This is a genomic window from Lacibacter sp. H375, from assembly GCF_037892425.1.
In the GTDB taxonomy this organism is placed as follows: Bacteria; Bacteroidota; Bacteroidia; order Chitinophagales; family Chitinophagaceae; genus Lacibacter.
The window spans coordinates 641,547-663,976 of sequence record NZ_JBBKTT010000001.1 but is presented as its reverse complement, the minus strand read 5'-3'; the positions used below and the strand labels follow the sequence as shown (position 1 = coordinate 663,976).

The 22,430-nt window shown below is 40.2% G+C and carries 16 protein-coding genes; 11 read left to right on the top strand and 5 right to left on the bottom strand.

What is annotated here, in order from left to right; genetic code table 11:
- The first annotated feature begins 5 nt into the window (after positions 1-5).
- From creD to WG954_RS02905, 4 genes are all read left to right on the top strand, one after another.
- A complete protein-coding gene (gene creD, locus WG954_RS02920) occupies positions 6-1,367 on the top strand; it encodes a cell envelope integrity protein CreD (RefSeq protein WP_340433487.1) in 1,362 nt (453 codons plus the stop codon).
- Positions 1,364-1,837 carry a Coq4 family protein gene (locus tag WG954_RS02915; protein WP_340433485.1) on the top strand — a complete coding sequence of 158 codons (474 nt, stop codon included), beginning with the start codon at positions 1,364-1,366 and terminating at the stop codon, positions 1,835-1,837. Before creD ends, WG954_RS02915 begins: the two co-directional genes overlap by 4 nt.
- 67 nt (positions 1,838-1,904) lie before the next feature.
- Entirely contained in the window at positions 1,905-2,255 is a 351-nt protein-coding gene (locus WG954_RS02910) for a diacylglycerol kinase family protein (protein WP_340433483.1), read from the top strand.
- Positions 2,252-2,896, top strand: coding sequence for a DUF1361 domain-containing protein (locus WG954_RS02905; RefSeq protein ID WP_340433481.1), 645 nt, complete (start codon positions 2,252-2,254; stop codon positions 2,894-2,896). The genes WG954_RS02910 and WG954_RS02905 overlap by 4 nt, the downstream gene beginning before the upstream one ends.
- Before the next feature lie 2 nt (positions 2,897-2,898).
- On the opposite strand, the gene WG954_RS02900 is transcribed toward WG954_RS02905, so the two are convergent.
- Positions 2,899-6,342 (bottom strand): hypothetical protein, encoded by a 3,444-nt coding sequence (locus tag WG954_RS02900; protein WP_340433479.1) that lies wholly within the window; start codon positions 6,340-6,342, stop codon positions 2,899-2,901.
- A 70-nt stretch (positions 6,343-6,412) separates the two neighbouring features.
- Here WG954_RS02900 and WG954_RS02895 point away from each other — a divergent pair, with 70 nt between their 5' ends.
- Positions 6,413-7,054, top strand: coding sequence for an MBL fold metallo-hydrolase (locus WG954_RS02895; RefSeq protein ID WP_340433478.1), 642 nt, complete (start codon positions 6,413-6,415; stop codon positions 7,052-7,054).
- Here the strand turns inward: WG954_RS02895 and WG954_RS02890 are convergent.
- Positions 7,043-8,554, bottom strand: a complete 1,512-nt coding sequence (locus WG954_RS02890) for a lipopolysaccharide biosynthesis protein (protein WP_340433475.1) — start codon at positions 8,552-8,554, stop codon at positions 7,043-7,045. The genes WG954_RS02895 and WG954_RS02890 overlap by 12 nt on opposite strands.
- Positions 8,555-8,654: 100 nt before the next feature.
- Here WG954_RS02890 and WG954_RS02885 point away from each other — a divergent pair, with 100 nt between their 5' ends.
- Positions 8,655-9,296 (top strand): hypothetical protein, encoded by a 642-nt coding sequence (locus WG954_RS02885; protein WP_340433473.1) that lies wholly within the window; start codon positions 8,655-8,657, stop codon positions 9,294-9,296.
- A 28-nt stretch (positions 9,297-9,324) separates the two neighbouring features.
- On the opposite strand, the gene WG954_RS02880 is transcribed toward WG954_RS02885, so the two are convergent.
- Together WG954_RS02880 and arfB are read right to left on the bottom strand one after the other, a co-directional pair.
- Complete coding sequence (locus WG954_RS02880) at positions 9,325-10,356, bottom strand: cytochrome-c peroxidase (RefSeq protein ID WP_340433471.1); 1,032 nt, start codon at positions 10,354-10,356, stop codon at positions 9,325-9,327.
- A gap of 2 nt (positions 10,357-10,358) precedes the next feature.
- Positions 10,359-10,754, bottom strand: a complete 396-nt coding sequence (gene arfB / locus WG954_RS02875) for an alternative ribosome rescue aminoacyl-tRNA hydrolase ArfB (protein ID WP_340433468.1) — start codon at positions 10,752-10,754, stop codon at positions 10,359-10,361.
- Positions 10,755-10,825: 71 nt separating this feature from the next.
- Here arfB and dtd point away from each other — a divergent pair, with 71 nt between their 5' ends.
- The 4 genes from dtd (at position 10,826) to WG954_RS02855 (ending at position 13,686) form a co-directional block, all read left to right on the top strand.
- Entirely contained in the window at positions 10,826-11,278 is a 453-nt protein-coding gene (dtd, locus tag WG954_RS02870) for a D-aminoacyl-tRNA deacylase (protein WP_340433467.1), read from the top strand.
- 38 nt (positions 11,279-11,316) lie between these two features.
- Positions 11,317-11,655 carry a nucleotide pyrophosphohydrolase gene (locus WG954_RS02865; protein ID WP_340433465.1) on the top strand — a complete coding sequence of 113 codons (339 nt, stop codon included), beginning with the start codon at positions 11,317-11,319 and terminating at the stop codon, positions 11,653-11,655.
- 106 nt (positions 11,656-11,761) lie between these two features.
- A complete protein-coding gene (locus WG954_RS02860; RefSeq protein WP_340433463.1) occupies positions 11,762-13,219 on the top strand; it encodes a glycine--tRNA ligase in 1,458 nt (485 codons plus the stop codon).
- 116 nt (positions 13,220-13,335) lie between these two features.
- On the top strand, positions 13,336-13,686 hold the full coding sequence (locus tag WG954_RS02855) for a hypothetical protein (RefSeq protein ID WP_340433461.1): 351 nt from the start codon (positions 13,336-13,338) through the stop codon (positions 13,684-13,686).
- 76 nt (positions 13,687-13,762) lie between these two features.
- Here the strand turns inward: WG954_RS02855 and WG954_RS02850 are convergent, their stop codons facing one another.
- Positions 13,763-18,793 (bottom strand): S8 family serine peptidase, encoded by a 5,031-nt coding sequence (locus WG954_RS02850; RefSeq protein WP_340433459.1) that lies wholly within the window; start codon positions 18,791-18,793, stop codon positions 13,763-13,765.
- A 201-nt stretch (positions 18,794-18,994) separates the two neighbouring features.
- Here WG954_RS02850 and mfd point away from each other — a divergent pair, with 201 nt between their 5' ends.
- On the top strand, positions 18,995-22,414 hold the full coding sequence (gene mfd, locus WG954_RS02845) for a transcription-repair coupling factor (RefSeq protein ID WP_445298464.1): 3,420 nt from the start codon (positions 18,995-18,997) through the stop codon (positions 22,412-22,414).
- Positions 22,415-22,430: the final 16 nt, after the last annotated feature.

Sequence of the window (22,430 nt, the reverse complement as noted above, 5' to 3'; positions counted from 1 at the left end):
ACAAAATGGACACGCAACAACCTTCTTTCTGGCAACGGTATGGCATCTTTATTAAATCTATCCTTGTAGGTTTTCTCGTTCTTGTATTATTGATTCCAACAGCATTTATTATGGAATTGGTACGTGAGCGTCAAGACAGGCAACGTGAAGTGATAGCTGAAGTAAGCTCTAAATGGGCATCGGCACAAACAGTAAGTGGTCCTTTTTTAATGATTCCCTACCAGGAGAAATTTGTGGATGACAAAGGCAAAGTGATGATGGTAAAGCGAATGATGCATTACCTCCCCGAATCAGAAAACATCAATGGCGAATTAATTCCAGAAGAACGCAGCAGAAGTATTTTTAAGATCATTCTTTATAAATCAGACCTAACGATCAGTGGAAAATTTTTGCCGATACAACTTTCGCAGCTTGGTATTGACCCTGCTGATGTTTTGTGGAATGAAGTGAGGCTTTGCTTGGGCATATCCGATAACAGAGGAATTGCAGAAGCATTATCATTAAACTGGAATGGTGCATCATCAGAAATGGACCCCGGTTTTCCGCCAACAGATATTGCCGGCTCAGGTGTAAGCAGTTTATTGAAAAATGCAATGGCATTAAAAGATTCAGCACAGTCTTATGAACTCAAATTGAAATTAAAAGGTTCGGAGCGGCTTTACTTTACACCACTTGGTAAACAAACCAATGTGCAATTGCGATCAACATGGCCCGATCCTTCGTTTGACGGTAAATTTTTACCAACTCAACATGCAATTACTGACAAAGGATTTACTGCCAGTTGGAACATCCTTCATTTCACCCGTGATATTCCGCAGATGTGGAAGGAAGGCAAACAGAATATTGACGGGTTTGCATTCGGTGTAGAATTATTACAGGGTGTTGATTCGTACAGTAAAACCATGCGTACAGTAAAATATGCGTTGCTTTTTATAGCACTTACGTTTTTTCTTTACTTTTTTATTGAAACATTGAAAAAGCGAAGTGTGCATCCATTGCAATATGTGTTGGTGGGATTGGCACTTTGTATATTTTATACATTGCTGTTGTCTGTTTCAGAATATACAGGTTTTAATATCGGCTACCTCATTGCATCTGTTGCTACGATTGGCTTAATAACATCATATACCTACAGCATTTTTAAACAATCAGCTATTGCCATTGCGTTGCTTGTATTCCTCTCATCGTTGTACGGTTTTATTTATATTCTTATCCAGTTACAGGATGGTGCGTTGCTGTTTGGAAGTATTGGTTTATTTATCCTGCTTGCTATTGTGATGTATTACTCCCGTAAGATCGATTGGTATGGAGAAGGAAAGAAAATAACAGCAACTGAAACAATTAACGATAATACAACTGTATCATGAAACGTATATTGAAAAAACTCCGCAGTAATATACTGGTAATGCTTACCCACACAATTGCGTTGCCGATATTGAAGATCGTAAGAAGGAAGAAAAAGTTTCCTTATAGCATGGAGCAACTCAGCGCCTTGCCATTTGAAACAGTGGGAAATGAATTATGGCAACTGCTGAATGCAGAAAACCTGCGCCTGCTTCCTTATTATGAGCGGCACGATATAAAACATGTAGTGCTTAATTATCCTTTTACAGATGAAGGTGAGGTTAGTTTGCAGTTTTTCATGTTGGCAAACGGACGGGTTTCGTTCCCGGTGTTGGCAACAGTTATCTATGGTTTGGTAACAATGCCGGAATATTACAGTTCTTTTAAAAAAGCATGGCAGAGAGGAAAGCAGTCAAAAAGTCTTGAAAACATGGATTGGTTTGGTATAATGGAACAACCACTTACAGTTGTTCAACAACAAGTTCATTCATAACTTTAAATGATTCTTTATGACAACATTTTCATCAAAACGAGATATGTTTTTATCATCATAGAAGAATATGAAAAAATTCAGGTATGCCATTAACGGATTGATCTCAGCATTGGGGAGTGAAGTAAATATGCGTATACATATCATTGCAGCGGTTTTGGCATGTATTGCAGGATTTTATTTTAGCCTCACTTTAACAGAGTGGATCGTTATAATTCTTTGCATTGTATTGGTGATCTCATTTGAACTAATCAATACAGCAATTGAAGAGCTATGCAATATGGTTCATCCCGAACAGCATCCCGTCATTAAAAAAGTAAAAGACATTGCTGCTGCTGCTGTGTTGGTTGCAGCAACAGGTAGTGTTGTTGCAGCACTCATTATTTTTCTTCCTAAACTCATTTCACTTTTTTCAGCATGAAAAACATTTTGATCTATTCGGTTGGTTTTTCGTTTTTACTTTATTTATTTCGAGTATGGTACACGGGAAATTTTCTTTTCCTGTTCATTCCGTGGAATCTTTTTCTTGCATGGTTGCCACTGCTGTTCAGCAGTATGATCAAGGATGCGAAATTCTCCATTCGGAATGTATCGCTGTTCTGTTTATGGTTACTGTTCTTTCCTAATTCACCTTATCTCATCACCGATCTTTTTCATTTGCAGGAAAGGGTGGGTGTTCCATTATATTATGACCTTGTATTACTATTCATGGCTGCATGGAATGGATTATTGATGGGTTTGTATTCCTTACGGAATATTGAGCAGCTGTTGTTGAAACGTTTTTCCATTGCTCAGGTGAGGCCAATGATCTTAAGTTTTTTTGTACTCTGTGGTTTTGGTATTTATCTCGGCAGGTACGATCGTTATAACAGCTGGCATTTGGTAACACAACCGTTTGACCTTATGCAGGGGATATTATCGAAAATTATTTCGCCGGCATCACATCCACGGGTGTGGGCGGTAACCATTCTTTTTGCAGTTGTGCTGTTGCTGATCTATGAAACACTTAAAAAAATGCCTGCTCATTTTAGTGAGCAGGCATCCTTATCAAACAAAAATTAAATTTAGAAATCGAGTCCTACTGATACATGCATTACCGGTTTTCCTTTAAAGAAACCATTCATTTGCCAACCTGCATCAAAACGAAGGAAGTAACCAAGTAATGTACTTCTTGCACCAAAACCATAACTACCAAGGAATGGTCCAATACCAGGCGCTTTAATTGTTACTGATACCGGTCCCGGGTTTGTTGGGTTAGACAAATCTGTGTAAGTGACTTCCGGTCTTCCGATTTTATCATAACGTCCGTTCCATGCAGTACCAAGATCAATAAACTGAGTTAACTGGAAATTGCGGAGGAAAGCATTATTGATCGGTTTATTAAAGAATGTTGTAAACACAGGCAAACGAAGTTCACTATTTATCACAAGTGCATTATTTCCATTGGCTGCATTTTGTGTAAAACCACGCAGGTTTACAGCTAGTGACTCATACACATAACTCTGATCAGGTGCCGGCTTATTTGCAGTATTGAAGTAGCGCTCTTTTGTTACACCATTTCTTGTAACCGCATTTGGTCCGAACATTAACCAACCATCTGTACCACCGAGATAATAAATAAACTTGTTATCACCCCACGATACATCTGCAGCTCCACGAACAGCCCAGATAAAATTGCGGTAGATGCGTAGGTAATGTCTTGCATCAAAACCGAAATTAAATGTCAGGTCGCCGGGGCGTTCAGAATAGTTACCACCTAAGCGGTTAAACATTTCCACCCATCCTTTTGCACGGAAGCCATGCCAGATATTCGTAACAGGGTTGATGGTATTATCATGTACAAATTCAACTCTACCCATTGCGAAATTCTCATCGTAATCAGGTTCAGCTAAAGAGCCCGGAATGGCATCATCGCTTTTTACAATATACACATCTCTACGTATGCCGCCGATCACCTGAATCCGTTGCACTTCATTTAATGGATAAGCAACATTCACCTGGTAAATACTGTTGAATGTCTTCACCGGAAATATTCCCCTTGAAGTTTGCAGTGTAACATTAGTAGAAGCTGCACGATAATAAGATAAGCCCCAATCGATACGACGTTTAAGATTATCGAACCGCATGAACACTTCATTATCCTGCAAACCATAATTGATGCGGAAAGCACCACTGAATTTATAATCTTCTAAAAACTCCATGGCACCCACTCTTGTCATTGCATTCAATGGATTGCCGTTACCGAGATTTACAGGACCAGTGGCTCCTGTATAGGGTTGAAAACGGTTGATGAGTAGCGCACCGTTCGAAGCAAAATTGGTAGTCACATTATCAACAAAATATTTCTTGACGTAAGGAAATAACCGCATACGAGCCAGCACTTCTTCCTGGCTCTGTTTTTTTGCACCCATCAGTTTTTCGCCCGGCTGAATAGAATCGTTCTTGAATTCTGTTTCAAAGAAATCTGTTGCTGGTTTCTGATTAGTCGTGCTGTCAACAATATCGGTTCTGTTCTGAGTATTCTCACCAGCGATCTTGTCGAGTCTTGTCATCCGTTTGATGTACTCGGTTGGTCTTGCATTTACATTACGTTTACGCAAAGTATTTTCATCTACTTTCAGTTTATAGAGGAATTTAAATTCACCTTGACGGTTAACTTCTGTTACCTGCCCGTTATCACCGGCAATGCGTGTTTCCAATACACTGCTTTGGTAATTACTCATTGGGAAAGTATAGGAGCTGTCATCCGTTACACGAAATGTAAATATTGAATCAGGTTCCTGTTTGTTCCAGGCTTTCAGCGTTGAATCAAGTTCTTTTGGTTCAGGATTACGTAATATTTCATCACCTACCTGGAAGATGGTATCTAAACCGGCAGCAGTTGTACTAAAGAACCCGGCCCAGCGGTTACCAATACCATTCTCATCACTAATAAAGGTGAAGTGATTCATATTGTATTGTGTCGGGAATCGGGCATTACCATATTTGATATTGCTGAGCTGTGATATTTGTTTGAATTCAGATTTGTTCCAGTTGTCGATCAGGAAAACATTGTAACGTTCTTTTGGTAATACTGTATCGCCGGTTGCAGCGTTTGGCGATGGACGGTTACTCGAGAAGATAATACCTGTTTTGTTTGGGAAAGCTACAAAGCTCGCATCAAGATCATCATACACATCATTGGTTACCTGCTCTGCAGTTTGTTTGTCGATCTTGTAAACAAACACATCACTCTGGCCGCCTTTCACCGCACTCATCACTAATGTATTTGGATCGAGCATGTATTGCATATCATTAACCTGTTCAAACGGAAGTTCAACATTCTTCACTGTTTTAATACGGCGGAACGCATCGTACACATTCAACAATACTTTCCCTTTCTCCCAAACGATCATGGCAATTCGTGTACCTTTTGGATCCCAAGCCAGCAACGGATAATTTGGATTTGGTTTTTCTTCCAGGTTGCGAACACCACTCTTCCACAATACTTTTTCAGAAATGAAATTCTCATTCAGGATCACTCTTGTTTGTCCTTTTCGGTATTCAACTACTGCGTAAGTAAAACTTTTTGGATTAGGATTTGCCTGGAAACGGAAATAGTCATTCTTGCCAATTTCTTTTGGAACAGTTAAACGGCCACTGGGAACATTTCTTCTTGCACGGATATCTTTAAAATATTTATCACGGTTGTAAAGCATGAAATCTTTCAATACATCTTTCAGCTTTTTCTTAGCTACGGTTTGTGTAGCCCTGTTTACGTTTTTGTAAATGCGGCTGAGGTACAGCAGATATGTTACGTTTTCACGGCGGTATTTTTCTTCTATGTAATACCAGAATGCGTGACCGGCCAAACGTGGTTGCTCGTAAGCGAAATGATAAAAACTTTTATAGTCGGCACCAATCATGGCACTTTTTAATTCGTTATCGAGTTTAGTGCTCCAGTTTTCAGCGGCGTAAGAAATGTAACCATCGGTCATCCATTTTGGAAGATCAAGCAATGCCTGGTTTTGTGCAAACTCACCAAGGTCATCACCAAACAGCATACTTTCAACCAACACCTTGGCTATGCCTTCACGTATCTGGCGGCGGAGATCGTTATGATCGCCATTGTAATACACCACCATCTTATTATTCACCAGTTTGGTTAAACCGCCGGCGTTTGGAATATCAAGACCAATACCAATATTCGATTGTTTATAATCGTTGAAGTTGTTGTAAAGAACAATGTTGATCCTGCGTTGAATACCGAACTCAATAAAATCTTCAAGTGTGGGAAGTTCAGCTTCGGCTACCTGTGTGGCAAACTTCGCCAGTTCCAATCCATTTATTGTGTAATGAACGTTGAAATTGGGACTTTGGTAAAAGCTCCATTTGAATTTGGTGTGCTGAACCCGGTTTTTCCCGAACTCCACCATGTTTATCTGCGCAGAAGCATGGTTCAGGATTAAAATAAAGATGAATGATACTGTTGCCGCAAGACGAAGAAAACCGTTCACTTGAATTCGCATATTTTCGTGTTATATCATTTAGAGAATCAGGTTTGGGAAAACCGACATTTAAAAGTACAAAAATCAATCCATGTTCACTGTTAAAGCTTTTACATTCAGCCCTGTTCAGGAGAACACATATATCCTCTATAACGAACAAAAGAAGGCCTTCATTATTGACCCCGGCTGTTATTTTGAAGAAGAGCGTGATGAATTGGCTTCTTTTCTTAAACAAACGCAATTACAACCCATACAGTTGCTTAATACACATTGCCATCTCGATCATGTGTTTGGAAATAAATGGGTCTACGAAACTTATGGTTTGGAACTGCACCTGCATGCCAACGAAAAACAGGTATTAGACTTTGCCCCGGCCAGTGGTTTAATGTGGAACCTGCCGTTTGATAATTATAATGGTCCGCTGCATTGGTTGAAAGAAGGGGATGAATTGGAGATGGGCGATGATAAGCTAACGGTGCTGTTCACCCCGGGACATGCACCGGGCCATGTTTGTTTTTATTGCAAGGAGCAGAATTTTGTAATTGGCGGTGATGTATTGTTCCGTGAAAGTATAGGACGCACCGATTTGCCGGGAGGTCATCATCAAACCCTGCTAAACAGCATAAGAACACAACTTTTTGTGTTGCCTGACGAAACAATTGTGTTCGGCGGGCATGGCCCTTCTACTACCATCGGGTATGAAAAAAGAAACAATCCTTTTTTAATTGGCTGAAATGAATTTGCCGACGTAGGGGAGCTTCTGTAATTCTTTGCGTTCGATTTTTATTACAAACCTAGTAAACAAGGCAAGTAATAATGTTCCTGTAGCAATACTGAACCAAAGAGGTGTATAGAAATATGTAATGCTGCGATGTAATAGCACGATCATGCTAACAAGCACCAGGTATGAAATAAGCTTTTTCTTGGTATATGGAACAGGATAGTATTTCTGACCCAGTATATAACTTGCTATCATCATAAACAAGTAACAGGTAAACGTAGCGATAGCAGCACCCCAATAATGATATTTTGGAATAAGGACAATATTCAATCCAACAGTAATGAGAGCGCCGCCTATTGTAATGGCTGCACCATATAAATTTTTATTGGTCAGCTTGTACCAGATGCTCAGGTTGTAATAAATGCCGAGAAAAACGTTACCCATTGCCAATAGCAATACAACATTCATTCCCTCGCCCCATGCTTTTGATTTTAGAGTGATGATCCATTTCAATACATCTAAATAGAGACCAATGAACAAGAACATAAAGCAACAGGCAATCACAAAAAACTTCATGATGCGTGCATAGGTACGATGTGCATCTTCGTCTTTTGACCGGTTGAAAAAGAAGGGCTCAGCTGCCATTCGGAATGCCTGTATCATAATGGTGATCAAAACAGCAATACGGTAAATATTTGCAAAAACACCTAATTCATGTTTGGCCTGTTGTTCCGGCAGATCAACTACATGTTGGTAAACCAAACGGCTCAGCATATCATTGATCATTCCACCCAAACCCACAATAATTAGGGGATAGCTGTAATTCATTACCTCCTTCCACATGCCTGTGTCAAAGCGCAAGTTTATCTGTTTCCATTCTTTCCACAACAGCAAAAACGTAAAGATGCTTCCGCAAAGATTCCCGATCAGATAATAACCTATTCCAATCTTTTTGTTGAAGAATGTGCCGATGAAGCTATCGGGATTTTCTTTTGCGTAGGCAGGGAAAAAGCCAAGAAAAAGAAATACGACCAATATGTTCACCACAATTCCGGCAACACGAACAAATGCATATTTTTTTGGCCGGTTCTCCTGCCGTAAACGGGCGAAAGGCAGAGTTGCCAAGGTATCGAAGAAGAGAATTGCCAGCATCCATGTTATGTATTCCGGATTTTCAGAAAGACCTGCTGCCGAAGCAATGGGTGATTGAAAAAAATACAACAATACTGTAAAAAGGATTGTTGTACCAAAGATGGAAAGGCTTAATGTGTTATAAAGTGTTGATCTGTCTTTTTCATTGGAGTAGCGGAAATAAGCTGTTTCCACACCGTAAGTAAACAGGATGTTGAGAAAAGGAATAATGGCATATACCTGGGTGAGATTGGCAGTTGCAGATGGTTGCGCAAAAATGAATGGCAATGCCATATTCATTAAATAACCCAAAAAGCGGCTGGCAATAGTAGGTAAGCCATACCACAGCGTTTGTCCTGCTAGTTTTTTAATGGTACTCAATCAGCGAAATTAAGATTCTTCAAAAATAGGTAAACATATTTCGATGTTCATGCAACACATAGGGCTTGTTTTTTATCTTAGTACCACAAAATTGAATGTTATGAAGAAACAAATCTACACGTTACTTGCAAGTTTACTGGTTACAATGTACGCAAGTGCGCAAACTTTTGGTGAGCTGGAAGTACAGAAGAAAAAAATTCCTGCAGTAATTACCGAGATACCTTACACTGCTTCCGTAACAGAAGATGCCATACGGCAAAAATTCAGCCAAATGGGGTACAGCGCTAGAGAAAGTAAAGGCGTTTATACTTACAAAGCTGTACGCCTTCCTGAAATAACTGAGGAAACTTTTGATTTGTTATTGAAAGTGGAGCGTAAGAGTCGCAAGGAAAAGGATGAGAGTAATGTTTATTTTGTTGTATCCCGTGGTTATGAGAATTACGTAAAACCTACGGATGATGCGGTACTAATTTCAAAGATCAAACAATACTGCCTCGGATTTATTCCTTTGGCCGAAGCACAAGCTTTAGAAGTAGAGATAAAAGGCCAGGAAGACAAAGTGAAGTCGAATGAAAAGAAACTGAAAGACTATGAAGAGGAAAGCGGAAGCCTTGAGAAGAAGAAAAAGAAACTGGAAGATGATATTGAAGAAAACAAAAAGAACATCGAAAAGCAGAAAGGCGAAGTAGAGAATCAGAAAAAAGCATTGGATGTATTAAGAGCAAGACGAAAAACAGCATAAAGCAAGAGCCCCGATTAACGGGGCTTTTTTATTGTGGTGCCGCAAAGTTGCTCTTTGTTGTAAAATTGTTATCGGTTAACGTGCGGAAGAAATCAACCAAAGCTGTTCGTTCGGCAGCTGAAAGTTGAATTCCGTTGCTGAGTAAAGGATCAATCGTAGTACTTTGTTGCACACCCGAATTGTAATGTTCAAAGATCTGCTCAAAGCCAATAAACCTGCCATCGTGTAAAAAAGGGTAGCTCTTAAATAAATTCCGCAGCGAAGGCACACGAAATTTTAATGAATCAGCCTTGCTGCCGGTAGCCGCCATCCTTCCTTTATCATTAAAAATATTAAGCGGTAGTCCATTATTGCGATAAGAAAAATCAGTGAACAATGGTTCTGCATGGCAACTGTTGCATTTGTTGAGAAACACCGTGTAACCTGCCTGTTCACTTGTGGTAAACGTCTTCATGTTTTGTTTTACCGAATCATATTTTGTTGCGCTGCTGATGAATGCACTTACAAATTGGGTGAGTGCATTATAAACACGTGGCTGATTAATATATGAAGAGCCGTACACAGTTTTAAATTGCTCAATGTATCGGCTATCCGTTTTTATTTTATTGATGATGTTGTTGATGTTCTCGCCAAATTCAATTGGGCTGTTGATGTGTGCTGCATAAACTGCATCAAGCGATGCATATTTTCCATCCCAACCATACGAAGTTTGCCAGGCAAGATTGAATAAACTCATGGCATTGCGAATGCCGTGTGAACCATTTACACCATGACTGAGATCATGATCATAAGTACCAAAAGCCGCACCTTGTTGATGACAGGAACCGCAGGAAATACTTCCATCAACAGAAAAGCGTCTGTCGTAAAACAAACGTCGGCCCAATTCGAAACCTTCTTTGGTAATAGGGTTGCGTTGGTAATAGTCAGTTTGTGGGAAGTGCGATGGAATTTGTACAGTATAGGGTGTAAGTATAAGATCATTTTTACGACAGCTTTCAATCAGCCATGTAAACAATAACACAGATGTCAGAATGAAGAGGATGGTGTTTCTTTTCTGCATTACTAAAAATCAGATAAACGGATCTTTTGGCGACTTTGTTTATGCTCGCTCTGTTTTTTCTTCGATTCAATACGTCTTTCTTTCGAAGCTTTCGACGGCTTGCTGGCTATTCTTGCTTTTTTAGGTGTGAGAGCAACCGAAATAAGTTGGTTGATTTTTTCAATTACTTCCTGTTTGTTTGCCTGCTGGCTGCGGTGCACCTGGCTTTTAACGATCAGTGTCCCTTCCTTATTAATACGATTGCTGAGTTTTTCCTGCAATACTATTTTTTGTTGTTCGGTTACAAGCGCAGACGATGCAATATGCCAATAACCCATCACCATGGTCTCCACCTTGTTTACATTTTGCCCGCCGGCGCCACCACTTCGTGCCGTCTGGAACTGTATTTCTGTACTCACATCTTTTATCATGCATCAAAACCGAAGCGTTGTATTTTCGGTGATCGAATTTACAACCAATTGAACGAAATATGAGAGCGGTACTGCAACGAACAGCTTTTGCCTCTGTTAAAGTTGATGGAAACATAACAGGTTCTATTCAGAAAGGTTTGCTGGTATTAATGGGTGTTGAAGATGCAGATACTACTGAAGATATTGAATGGTTAAGCAGTAAAATTGTGAACCTGCGCATTTTTGATGATGAGAATGGAGTAATGAATTTGAGTGTGAAAGATATTGATGGCGATATCTTATTGGTGAGCCAGTTTACATTACATGCTTCAACAAAAAAAGGAAACCGACCATCGTACATCAAAGCCAGTAAGCCGGATGTTGCTATACCGATGTACGAAAAAATGATCGCTCAACTTGAAACCGATCTTGGTAAAAAAATACAAACCGGCATTTTTGGTGCCGATATGAAAGTAGAATTGTTGAACGATGGGCCGGTGACGATTGTGATTGATACGAAGAGCACGGAATAATTTGAGAATTAAGGAATTTAAAAAAATTTGAAAATAACATGAGCACAGAACTTACAATTAAACAGGCACAGCTTCACGTTGATCAATGGATCAAAACCGTAGGTGTTCGTTATTTTAATGAGCTTACAAATCTTGGCATTCTCATGGAAGAAATAGGAGAGTTGTCGAGATTAATGGTACGGAAGTATGGCGAGCAATCATTCAAAGAAAGTGATAAGGGCAAAGAGTTGGGAGATGAAATGGCTGATGTACTGTGGGTACTCATTTGTCTGGCCAACCAAACTGGTATTGATCTGACAGAAGCGTTACAGAAGAATTTTGAAAAGAAGAATATCAGGGATGCAAACCGGCATCAAGGGAATGAAAAATTAAAATAGGTCTTGTGCTTTGGAATTTAGTTTATGGATTTTCTTTCTTGTTCCTCGTTCCTTTCGTCTTGCGCCTTCAAACACTTATCTTTGCCCACCTTCAAAAACAGCGAACATGGCGAACGAGAAGCTTTTTGCAAACATTATCTCCCACTCAAAAGAGTATGGCTATATTTTCCAGTCATCTGAAATTTATGATGGCTTAAGTGCGGTATACGATTATGGTCAGCTTGGTGCACAGTTGAAAAAGAACATCCGTGATTTTTGGTGGAAAAGCATGACCCAGCTGCACGACAATATCGTTGGTATTGACGCAGCCATCTTCATGCATCCCACAACCTGGAAAGCCAGCGGTCACGTTGATAATTTCAGTGATCCTATGATCGATAACAAAGACAGCAAAAAGCGTTACCGTGTAGATCATCTAATTGAAGCGCATGCAGAAACCCTTTCTGATTCTGAATCAGCAGCATTGATCGCCAAAATGGAACAGTTGTTAGCTGCAGATGATTTTGTGGGTATCAAACAACTTATCGAAGAAAATAAGATCAAATGTTCTGTAAGCGGCACGGCCAACTGGACCGATGTACGCCAGTTCAACCTCATGTTTTCAACTGAGTTTGGAGCTGTGTCAAGTGATAATCCAGAAGATAATATTGTGTACCTCCGCCCTGAAACAGCACAAGGGATATTCGTGAATTTCCTGAATGTGCAAAAAAGCGGACGGATGAAAATCCCGTTTGGTATTGCCCAAACAGGTAAGGCTTTCCGTAACGAGATTGTTGCCCGCCAGTTCATTTTCCGCATGCGGGAGTTTGAACAAATGGAAATGCAGTTCTTCGTTCGCCCCGGCACTGAGCTCGATTGGTATGCAAAATGGAAAGAAACCCGTTTGCAGTGGCATAAAGACTTAGGTCTGCCTGCTGAAAAACTCCGTTTTCACGACCATATTAAGTTGGCACATTATGCCAACGCTGCTGTAGATATTGAATTTGAATTCCCGTTTGGCTGGAAAGAATTGGAAGGCATCCATTCACGTACTGATTACGATCTACGCCGCCACCAGGAGTTCAGCAAAAAGAAAATGCAGTATTTCGATAACGATCTGAATGCTGAAGGAAAACCTTTTGGCAATTATATCCCGTATGTAGTGGAAACATCGGTTGGTCTGGATCGCTTATTCCTTACCGTGCTCAGCAATTCTTACCACGAGGAAGAAGTGCCTACCGCTGAAGAGGGAAAAACTGAAATCAGGACCGTTTTGCGTTTACCGGTGAAAATAGCCCCCATCAAACTGGCTGTTTTCCCGCTCACGAAAAAAGATGGTTTGCCAGAAATTGCCGGGCAGTTGATGAATGAGTGTCGACCACATTTCCACTGCTTTTACGAGGAAAAAGACACAATCGGCAAGCGTTATCGCCGCCAGGACGCCATTGGAACGCCTTTCTGTGTAACGGTCGATCATCAGACCAAGGAAGACAATACAGTGACCATCCGGAACAGGGATACTTTGATGCAGGAACGCATGCCGTTATCTGCCGTTAAACAATTTATCCTCAATAGTGTTGCATAGTTGGCGAAAGTGAACTAATTTGCCGTCGATAAGTAACTTATACATAATATAATTGTATACCCAAATCAATAAAATCGTTTCCTGACGATGAATTTGAGAACAAAACAAAGGAACAAATGAACCTTACTCAATTAACCCTTGAAATCCTCGGTGTCACCCTAGGCGGAATTTTCGGCATTACTCAATCGACTCTTGAAATTCACGTAATTCTCTTTGCAGGTATTATGCTTGTGGTTGGGTTTATTGGCGTCAGGATCGGCAAAAAGCAGGTAATGTCGAAAGAAAAAAGAATATTGGAATTAGAAGATGAGATGTTGGCGGCACATAAAGAAATACTTCATTTTGCAAAGACAAATAAGCAATTAGCTGAAACATTGGAAAAAGCAAAAATTCCGTATCCTGTTTCACATATCGATGAGGAAGAAGATGAGAAAGTAAGAAAAATACCTCTCGGAAAAATCGGTTAAAACTTGCAACAACATACAAAAGAAAAGTCCCCCGTACTAACAGGGGACTTTTCTTTTTGCAGACATCTCGTCTTATTTAGTTTGTAGTTCTTACGATCTTTTTTACGAACTGTTCTTTACCTTTTCTGTCTCTTATTTCAACAAAGTAGATGCCGCTTGAAAGGTTGTTGATGTTGAGCCTTGTATCGGAGTAAGAGGTTTGTTTGCTCATGACTTCCTGGCCCATGGCGTTTATGATACGGATATTCATTTCACGTATCTGAGTTTTGTTACCTGCATTAATGAACAAGCCGCCGGCATCATCGGTATAAACATTTTTAATAAAGATACCTGTACCGGTTACATCATTTACATCAGTTACTGTTTGGGTGAGACCCATATCTACAGCATTGATCCAGAATTCAGAGAAGCTCTTCACTTTAAACTCTGCATAATAACCATTGTTGAATGGTATTACATCAACCTTTCCTGAATCAATGAATTGGAATGTTCCATCTGCTCCGTCATTCAATACTCCATTTTCAAAGGAGGCACTTCCGTTGTATTTGGTAACTGCCGCCAGGTATGCATCAGTAAGTTTGATACAAAGAGCGCAGCCAGTTGCATCGATCAAAGCTTTTGCTTCCTGTTCTGTAAAATAGAATCGCACTAGTACACTATCATTCGGCGCAATAGTTGAACGGATCACTAAGTTACGGTCGAGGTAGTACTGATTATTCATTGTGCGAACAGGTCCCGCATTGATAAATGCACTTACATCTGTGCTGCCAAGATTTTGACCCATTGGATGAATTGATGCAATTCTTGTTCCGCTGCTGTTAAAATGTACCCAGTTATTTCCACTTACTGATTGATTTAAATTCAATACATCAACACCAGTATAGATCGTTGCTTTTTCAAAGATGTGAATATCATCAATACCAATACCTTCATACTGAGCTGCTTCATCACTTGAAACGAAAATGCGGAAACGGATGTTGGAAGCATTCGGCACTTCAGTACTTGATACATGCCAACGCTGAATACTTTTTTTCCAAGATTGATTCACAGATGAATCAAACCAGTTGGTACCATTAGTAGCAGTCAATCGTTGCCATGTGTTACCATTGTCTGTACTGTATTCCAATGTGTGATAATCACAATTACAATTATCTTCCTGCTGCGTAATATGGCTGAAGCTTAAAACAGGCTGTGTTAAACTGCTTAAATTGAAACAAGGTGAATAGAGATAAGAATTTTCATTTGGTTTATAGGCATTACTGAGCATGGTAAACCAACCTTTGCCTTCGCTTGCAGAACGGTTCATTAATGTTTTAGAAGGCTTGCCCCAACGCCAGCTGCTGTAACTGAGTGTATCTGTAAACCAGTTTCCATTGGAGTTATCAAAACGTTCGAGATATGGAAACGAACTGATCACAGGGCTGCTGTAAACAAAACGGTTATTAATACTATCGTTCACCGGATAATCATCGCCACTGAGCTGCACCCATGTATCAATTTCATATGCTTTGAATGCGGACAGATCGGCTTGTGTAGGAAATGTAAAATCAAGCTCTGTATTTCCTGCCAAAGAAGGAATTGATCCGGCAACAGCTGTTCCATTATTGATACGGTAATAAACAGGAACATTCGTGAAAGTAGTAGCCGTGGTATTTTTTACTTTGATCGTGATGCTCGCATTTCCCGGAGTGCAATTAAATGTATCAGGCGCTACTAATTGGGTAAGTAACACATCATTACTTGCCTGCACAATACGAATATCATCAAAGGTAAATCCATCGTCTTGATCGTATCCGCCAATATCATACGTTGCATTATTTGCCGATGTACTGCTTATCTGATCGAACCGGATCTGGAAACTTGAACTTACTGTTTGTCCTAATTCGTTGATGTTGATGCTTACACGTTTTACTTCGCCAAGATTACCTTGATTGTTTGAAAGATTATACACAAGCACCCAAGGTTGAGTATCGCTGCCACGCATCCATACTCCGGTTCCGGGTTGTTTTAATTGTCCGTGATTTTTAAAATTGAAATCAAAACGTAAACCTTGTGTTGCTGTGTAACTGCTGAGATTAATAGTGCCTGTAACGCTGTTTCCTGCCAGCCCTCCATTGTAATTGATAGCATCAAGCGTAATGGCCTTACTTCCGTTAACCGCTACACCTGAATTAACAAATGTGCGTAACCTGCCATTGGAGGTATTTAAATAGTCAAATCGATCTGCATTGGTTAATGCAAAGAAATTTGTTTTGTATTCATCATTCCCTGTTGCTTCAAACGTTTCAGCAAAAGGTAGGTTCACTGGCGGGTTTGCAATATGCTTCACAACATAGGTAAGTTCATCATTGGCAGTTTGTGCGTCGCCAGTTTGTTTAACTGTTATCTTAATATTATAGATACCTGGTGCAGATAAATTTGCAGTTGCTGCAAACGTATAATTTACGGTTGAATTGGCAGCAATGGAAACAGCAGATGATTCTGTTACAACTATACCGCCGTTTATTTGGTAAGAAATATTGTACGTACTGCTTGTTGCAACATTATCAAGATTTTTGATACGCACAGTAATTGGTTGGGTTGCTGATAAACCAATACTTGTATTTTCTCTTCCATGAATTGGAGAAAGTAGTGAATCTATTTTGAGATCATTGTCAAATTCTGAAGCAGTACATGCCGTGGCAAGAGTAGGGGTTATACTTCTGGCAACTGCACGAAGGCCTAATGAATCAGTTATTCGTGCACGCACAGTAAACCAATAAGTTTGTGTTTTGTTCAATCCACTTACACGATAATTCAATGTGTTAGTTGTTCCTAATGATGAAAATGCCCCATCATTTAATTGTAGTACTTCATAATCTGAAGCACCTGTTACAGCTGTCCAAGAAAGGTTTACATAACCTTCGCAAGGAACAGTTGCTGTAAGCGTTGGTTGTGAAAGAATGGTAAAGTTTCCCGGGCTTGTAGCTGCTGCACCACCACCATTTCTTGTGATTCTTATTTTTCCTTTGTTGGTTGGGGTATTGGGGATGCCGGTCCATCTATAGCGGTGTTGATCGGCTGGAACATTCGCATCAACTACACTCCAGGTAGTACCATCGTCAACTGATATTTCAATAGTGAACGTATTAGTACTGTTATCTTTGGCATTCCATTTAATGATCTCTTCAACTCCGGGAACAAATCGTTCTCCGCCATATGGATGTTCAAGAACAATTTCATCTTTCAAAAATTCATAAACTACAAAGTATTCCTGCGGACCGTTGGGCACGTTAAAACCGCTGAGGTTAATGCTGATGTTTGCACCGGGATTGTCAATTGTAACCTGCTCAATATTGTTGATATGATCGAATCCTCTTATTGCAGGATTATTTACAGTTGCAGGGGATGGATTAAGTGTCCATGGAAGATATGTGGTTGCTCCGTCAGTAACGGAGAGATCGAGATCGTTGACCAATGCAGTTGATGCAAGAGGCGAAGCTTCTTTATCGTGCCAATATAACATCACTTTTACTTGCTTAGTATTTGCAGGCACGGAAATGATCTGCGATGAAGCACCCCCTGTTGAAAGGGACCCGATGAAGTATCGATTATTTTCGAGTAATTCAACTGCTCTGCGTGGATTCACAAGTCCAAAACCATAACCATAGTCTGGCCCACTATTTCCCCTGTCATCAGCGGAATTACATAGCGCAGCTTTTATCAAAGCAGATTTTGGAAGAGTATTTGAATGAAGTTGTTTGTATCGTTCTGTAAGTAAAGCCCACACACCGGCAACGTAGGGAGAAGAAAAACTTGTACCGAAACCCGCAGCATATGTGTTGTTGTTACTCGTTGTAAATACATTTACACCACTAGCGGTAATTTCAGGTTTTAACCGTCCATCTTCAACGGGTCCTTTACTTGAGCTGAGATTTAATACATCTGTACCAACATGGTAATCGGCCACGTCAAGAACATTCTTTCCAACCTGGTATCCGCTCTTGATCGTTGCAAATGAAAGTGGATAGGGCGAACAAACACGTTGACCATCGTTACCAGCTGAAAAAATGTGTTGCAAAAAAGGATTGTTATAGATCTGTTGATCAACATAAACGCTCAACTCATTATAATCACTATTCCCGGGACAGCCGGCCAAACCATTGAAATAAGAATTGTTGGTAACTGTCATTCCAAAATCCGTAAAATAAGTTGCCGATTTTGTAAGAACCAGGTCAAAGTAATCTACGATCAATAAACTATTGGGCGCAACACCTTTGTACCTTTCTTCGATAAGCCCATCACCACCAACTACACCCGTTACCTGCCGGCCATGGTTATTTGTTGTAAAGGAAGGATTCCTGTTTAATACGTTTTTTGTGTTATCAAGATGAAGTGGATCTGCATTATCTCCAACACCAACAGTGGTCCCAAGTCCACTTAAATTTCTACCGGCAACTTCTGAACTTGTAAGATTCGTTAACCCAAATAAACCTCTTTCACGTTGATTCAACGGCGTTGGTTGCAAAAAAGATGCGTTTAAAAAGGAAACAAAAGGCAAATTGCTGACCGCCGTAATATTTTTAGCAGGAAAGTTCACTTGTGCAAGCCCTTGGTTGAGATAGTCTGATTTTGTTAATACAACTTCATACCCTGAGAGAGTTTCCTTTACTTCATTCCATTTAACACCAGGCTGCAACTGAAGATTAAGCAATAGTACGGTTTCAGGTTGTTGCGCTGGCAACAGAGTATTTAACTCACGGCCTAGCTTAGCCGAACCGGGCATATTGATCATTGCTCTTACACCCGCACCAAAGAGTTGCGAAAACATCGGCATCCTTTTCATGCGCACCTGGTAGCTATTGTCAGGCAGATAGCTTAATAATTCAATCCCCATACCTTTCAATGCAAGTTGTTGTGCATTCGTAACAGGTTTTTCAAAAGCAAGTAAAGAGTAAGTCCATTCTCCAAAACGACCTTTCCTGAATTCTTTTGTAATGGTTTCTGCTTCCATATTTCCCTGGATGGCAACATCGCCAGCTTTCAAACGGAGTGTGGTGACCTTCTTTTGTGCAATTGATGAGTTGATACTGCACAGTAAAACAGTCAGCAAAAAGGCTTTTTTCATATTTCTGAACAGGTAAGTAAAATGGAGTATTTGCCTGAATGAACAAGAGTGTGGCTGTACATACGGATGGCGGTAATTCATGAAGTAGGTTTTACATATTTGGATTCAGTTCAAAAATAGGTATTCTTTCCCGAAAAAGGAAGCCTTCCGAACAATCAGACATGCACAAAAATCCTCATTCTAACCGTATCTTTGCCGCCTGTGAATTTTGAGTTGTTGCAGAAAAAATTTAATGATGATCCCCGCCTTTTTCAATTGGCGGACAGGCTTTCTTTTTCCCAAACTCAACGGATCTATCTCAAGAACCTGTTGGGAAGCTCATCACAGTTCGTGGCAGCTTCGGTTTTTAACCATTCTTCGCTGGAGCAGTACAATCATGTGTTTATCGTAAATGATGCAGAAGAAGCCGCATACTTTCACAATTCGCTGGAAAGTATCACAAAAGAACTCAACCTTTTTTACTTCCCGTCATCATTCAAACATCCCAAGAATTTTCGTTTGCTCAACTCCTCGCATGTAATGTTGCGTACGGAAGCGCTGACGAAATTTTCCATGCCAACCGGTCAACGTGTGGGCGCTTTGGTTACATATCCGGATGCGTTGTTTGAAAAAGTTGTGTTGCCGAAAAAGTTACAAGGCAATATGCTGCTCATTAAAACCAACGACACATTAGACGTTGATAATATGATGGGTTTTCTGGTTGATCTGGGTTTTGAACGTACCGACTTTGTATATCAACCAGGGCAGTTTGCAGTACGTGGTGGTATCCTCGATATTTACTCATTTGGTAACGAAAAGCCTTATCGTTTGGAGTTGTTTGGTAATGATGTAGACAGCATCCGCATATTCGATCCCGAAACACAGTTGAGTGAACGAAGGTTGGCGCAGGTAAGCATCATTCCCAATGTGGAAACACAATTTGAAAGTGGCGAGAAAGTTTCGTTGTTTGAATTTTTACCCGATAATACCATTGTATGGGTAAAGGATTTTGATGTGATGAAAGAACGACTGCTTACTATGGAAGAAGATATGGAGCAGTTCTTGAAATTGCCCGTTTCAAAACAGGAACGTGATGATGATGAGCGATTGGAAAAGATCGATCTGAATGAACAGGATTTTATTACTGCTGCTATTGTTGAAGAACAGATACAGCAACATCATACCATTGAATTTGGTTATGAACCCCACTTATTAAATACTGTTGAAGAGAAGAACAAGTTTGAACTGGAATATCATACCAAACTTCAACCTGCATTCAACCGGCAGTTTGAATTGCTGATTAATGATTTGAAGAGTTGGGGTACAAAGAAATTTGAAATATTCATTTTTGCTGAGAATCCTAAGCAACTCGAACGCTTGCACAGCATATTTACTGATCTGAAAGCAGAGATTCCTTTCACACCCATTGCATTAGCTATTCATGAAGGATTTATTGACGAAGACCTGAAAATTATTTGCTATACCGATCATGAAATTTTCCAGCGCTATCATAAATATAAAGTCAAGCAGGCATACAACAAGAGTAAGGCATTAACCATTCGTGCATTAAAAGAATTACAGCCGGGTGATTATGTAACGCATATCGATCATGGTGTTGGTACATACAGTGGTTTGCAAAAGATAGAAGTGAATGGTGTAATGCAGGAAGCAGTAAGGTTGATCTATAAGGACAGTGATATTTTGTACGTGAACATAAATTCACTGCATAAGATATCGAAGTATACAGGTAAAGAAGGGAGTGTACCGAAGATCAACAAGCTGGGCAGCGATGCATGGCAGCGACTGAAAGAAAAAACAAAGACCAAAGTAAAAGAGATTGCTTTCGATTTGATTCAACTGTATGCTCAACGTAAAGCACAACAAGGATTTCAACATACACCGGACAGTTATCTGCAAACAGAACTGGAAGCTTCGTTTATGTACGAAGACACGCCCGATCAAAGCAAAGCAACGGCAGATGTAAAAAAAGATATGGAAGCGCCATCACCCATGGATCGTTTGGTATGTGGTGATGTGGGCTTTGGTAAAACAGAGATTGCTGTACGTGCTGCTTTTAAAACAGTATGCGATGGTAAGCAGGCTGCTATCATGGTGCCCACAACCATTCTTGCCTATCAACATTACAAAACATTCCAGGAGCGATTGAAAGATTTTCCTGTTACGGTTGATTATGTGAATCGTTTCAAATCAGCAAAAGAGAAAAAGGAAACCTATCAGAAATTACAGGAAGGAAAAGTTGATATCATTGTTGGCACGCATGCGCTGTTGGCCAAGGATGTAAAGTTTAAAGATCTTGGTTTGCTGGTGGTGGATGAGGAACAGAAATTTGGAGTTGGTCATAAAGAAAAGATCAAAACATTAAAAACGAATGTGGATTCACTTACACTAACGGCAACACCTATTCCACGTACATTGCAGTTTAGTTTAATGGGTGCAAGGGATCTGAGTATCATGAATACACCGCCACCAAACCGCCAGCCGATACAAACGGAAGTGCAGGTGTTCCAGGAAGATTTTATCCGTGATGCTATTTACTTTGAAACAGAACGTGGAGGACAGGTGTTCTTTATTCATAACCGAATTGCAGGGTTGGCTGAAATGGCTGCCATCATTCAACGTTTGTGTCCTGATCTCAGCATTGGTTTTGCACACGGACAAATGGAAGGTCATGATCTTGAAGAGCGCATCTTCGATTTTATCGGCAAAAAATATGATGTGTTGGTTTGCACGAACATTGTTGAAAGCGGAGTTGATATTCCTAATGTGAATACCATCATGATCAACAATGCACACCAGTTTGGTTTAAGTGATCTGCATCAGTTGCGTGGACGAGTAGGCCGCAGTAACAAGAAAGCATTTTGTTATTTGCTGGCTCCACCTATGAGTACATTACCAAACGATTCGAGAAAACGTTTGCAAACATTAGAACAGCATAGTGAGTTGGGAAGCGGTTTCCAGATTGCCATGCGTGATTTGGATATACGTGGTGCGGGTAATATGCTGGGTGGTGAACAAAGTGGTTTCATGGCAGAGATCGGGTTTGAAATGTATCAGAAGGTGTTGGATGAAGCCATCCGTGAATTGAAGCGTACGAAATTCCGTGAGCTGTTTAAAGATGAAATTCTCGAACAAGAGAATTATGTAAAAGATTGTCTGATCGATACTGATCTTGAAATACTTATTCCTGATGCTTATGTTGAAAGTATCGGTGAACGGTTAAGTTTATATACCCGATTAGATAATTGTGAGAACGAAGAAGATCTGGTTGAATTCCATAAAGAACTCATTGATCGTTTTGGTCCGATACCTCCACAAGTGGAAGATTTGTTTACAACTGTGCGTTGCCGAAAGTTAGCAGTGGAACTCGGCTTTGAAAAAATGACCTTGAAAGAACAAACGCTGCGTTGCTACTTCATCAATAATCCTGATTCTCCTTACTTTGAATCACCAGTGTTCCAGGGTATCATGCAGTTTGTGCAAACGTCTCTCAACAAAGCACAACTGAAACAAACGGGCAAACTCTTCCTGCTCGTAGTGCGTGACATAAACGGTATGGAAGCATTGCTTCGTCTCCTGACGAGAATGCATGCAGCCGTGGTGGAAAAACCCATTACTGCATAAGTCTTCTCATCAACAA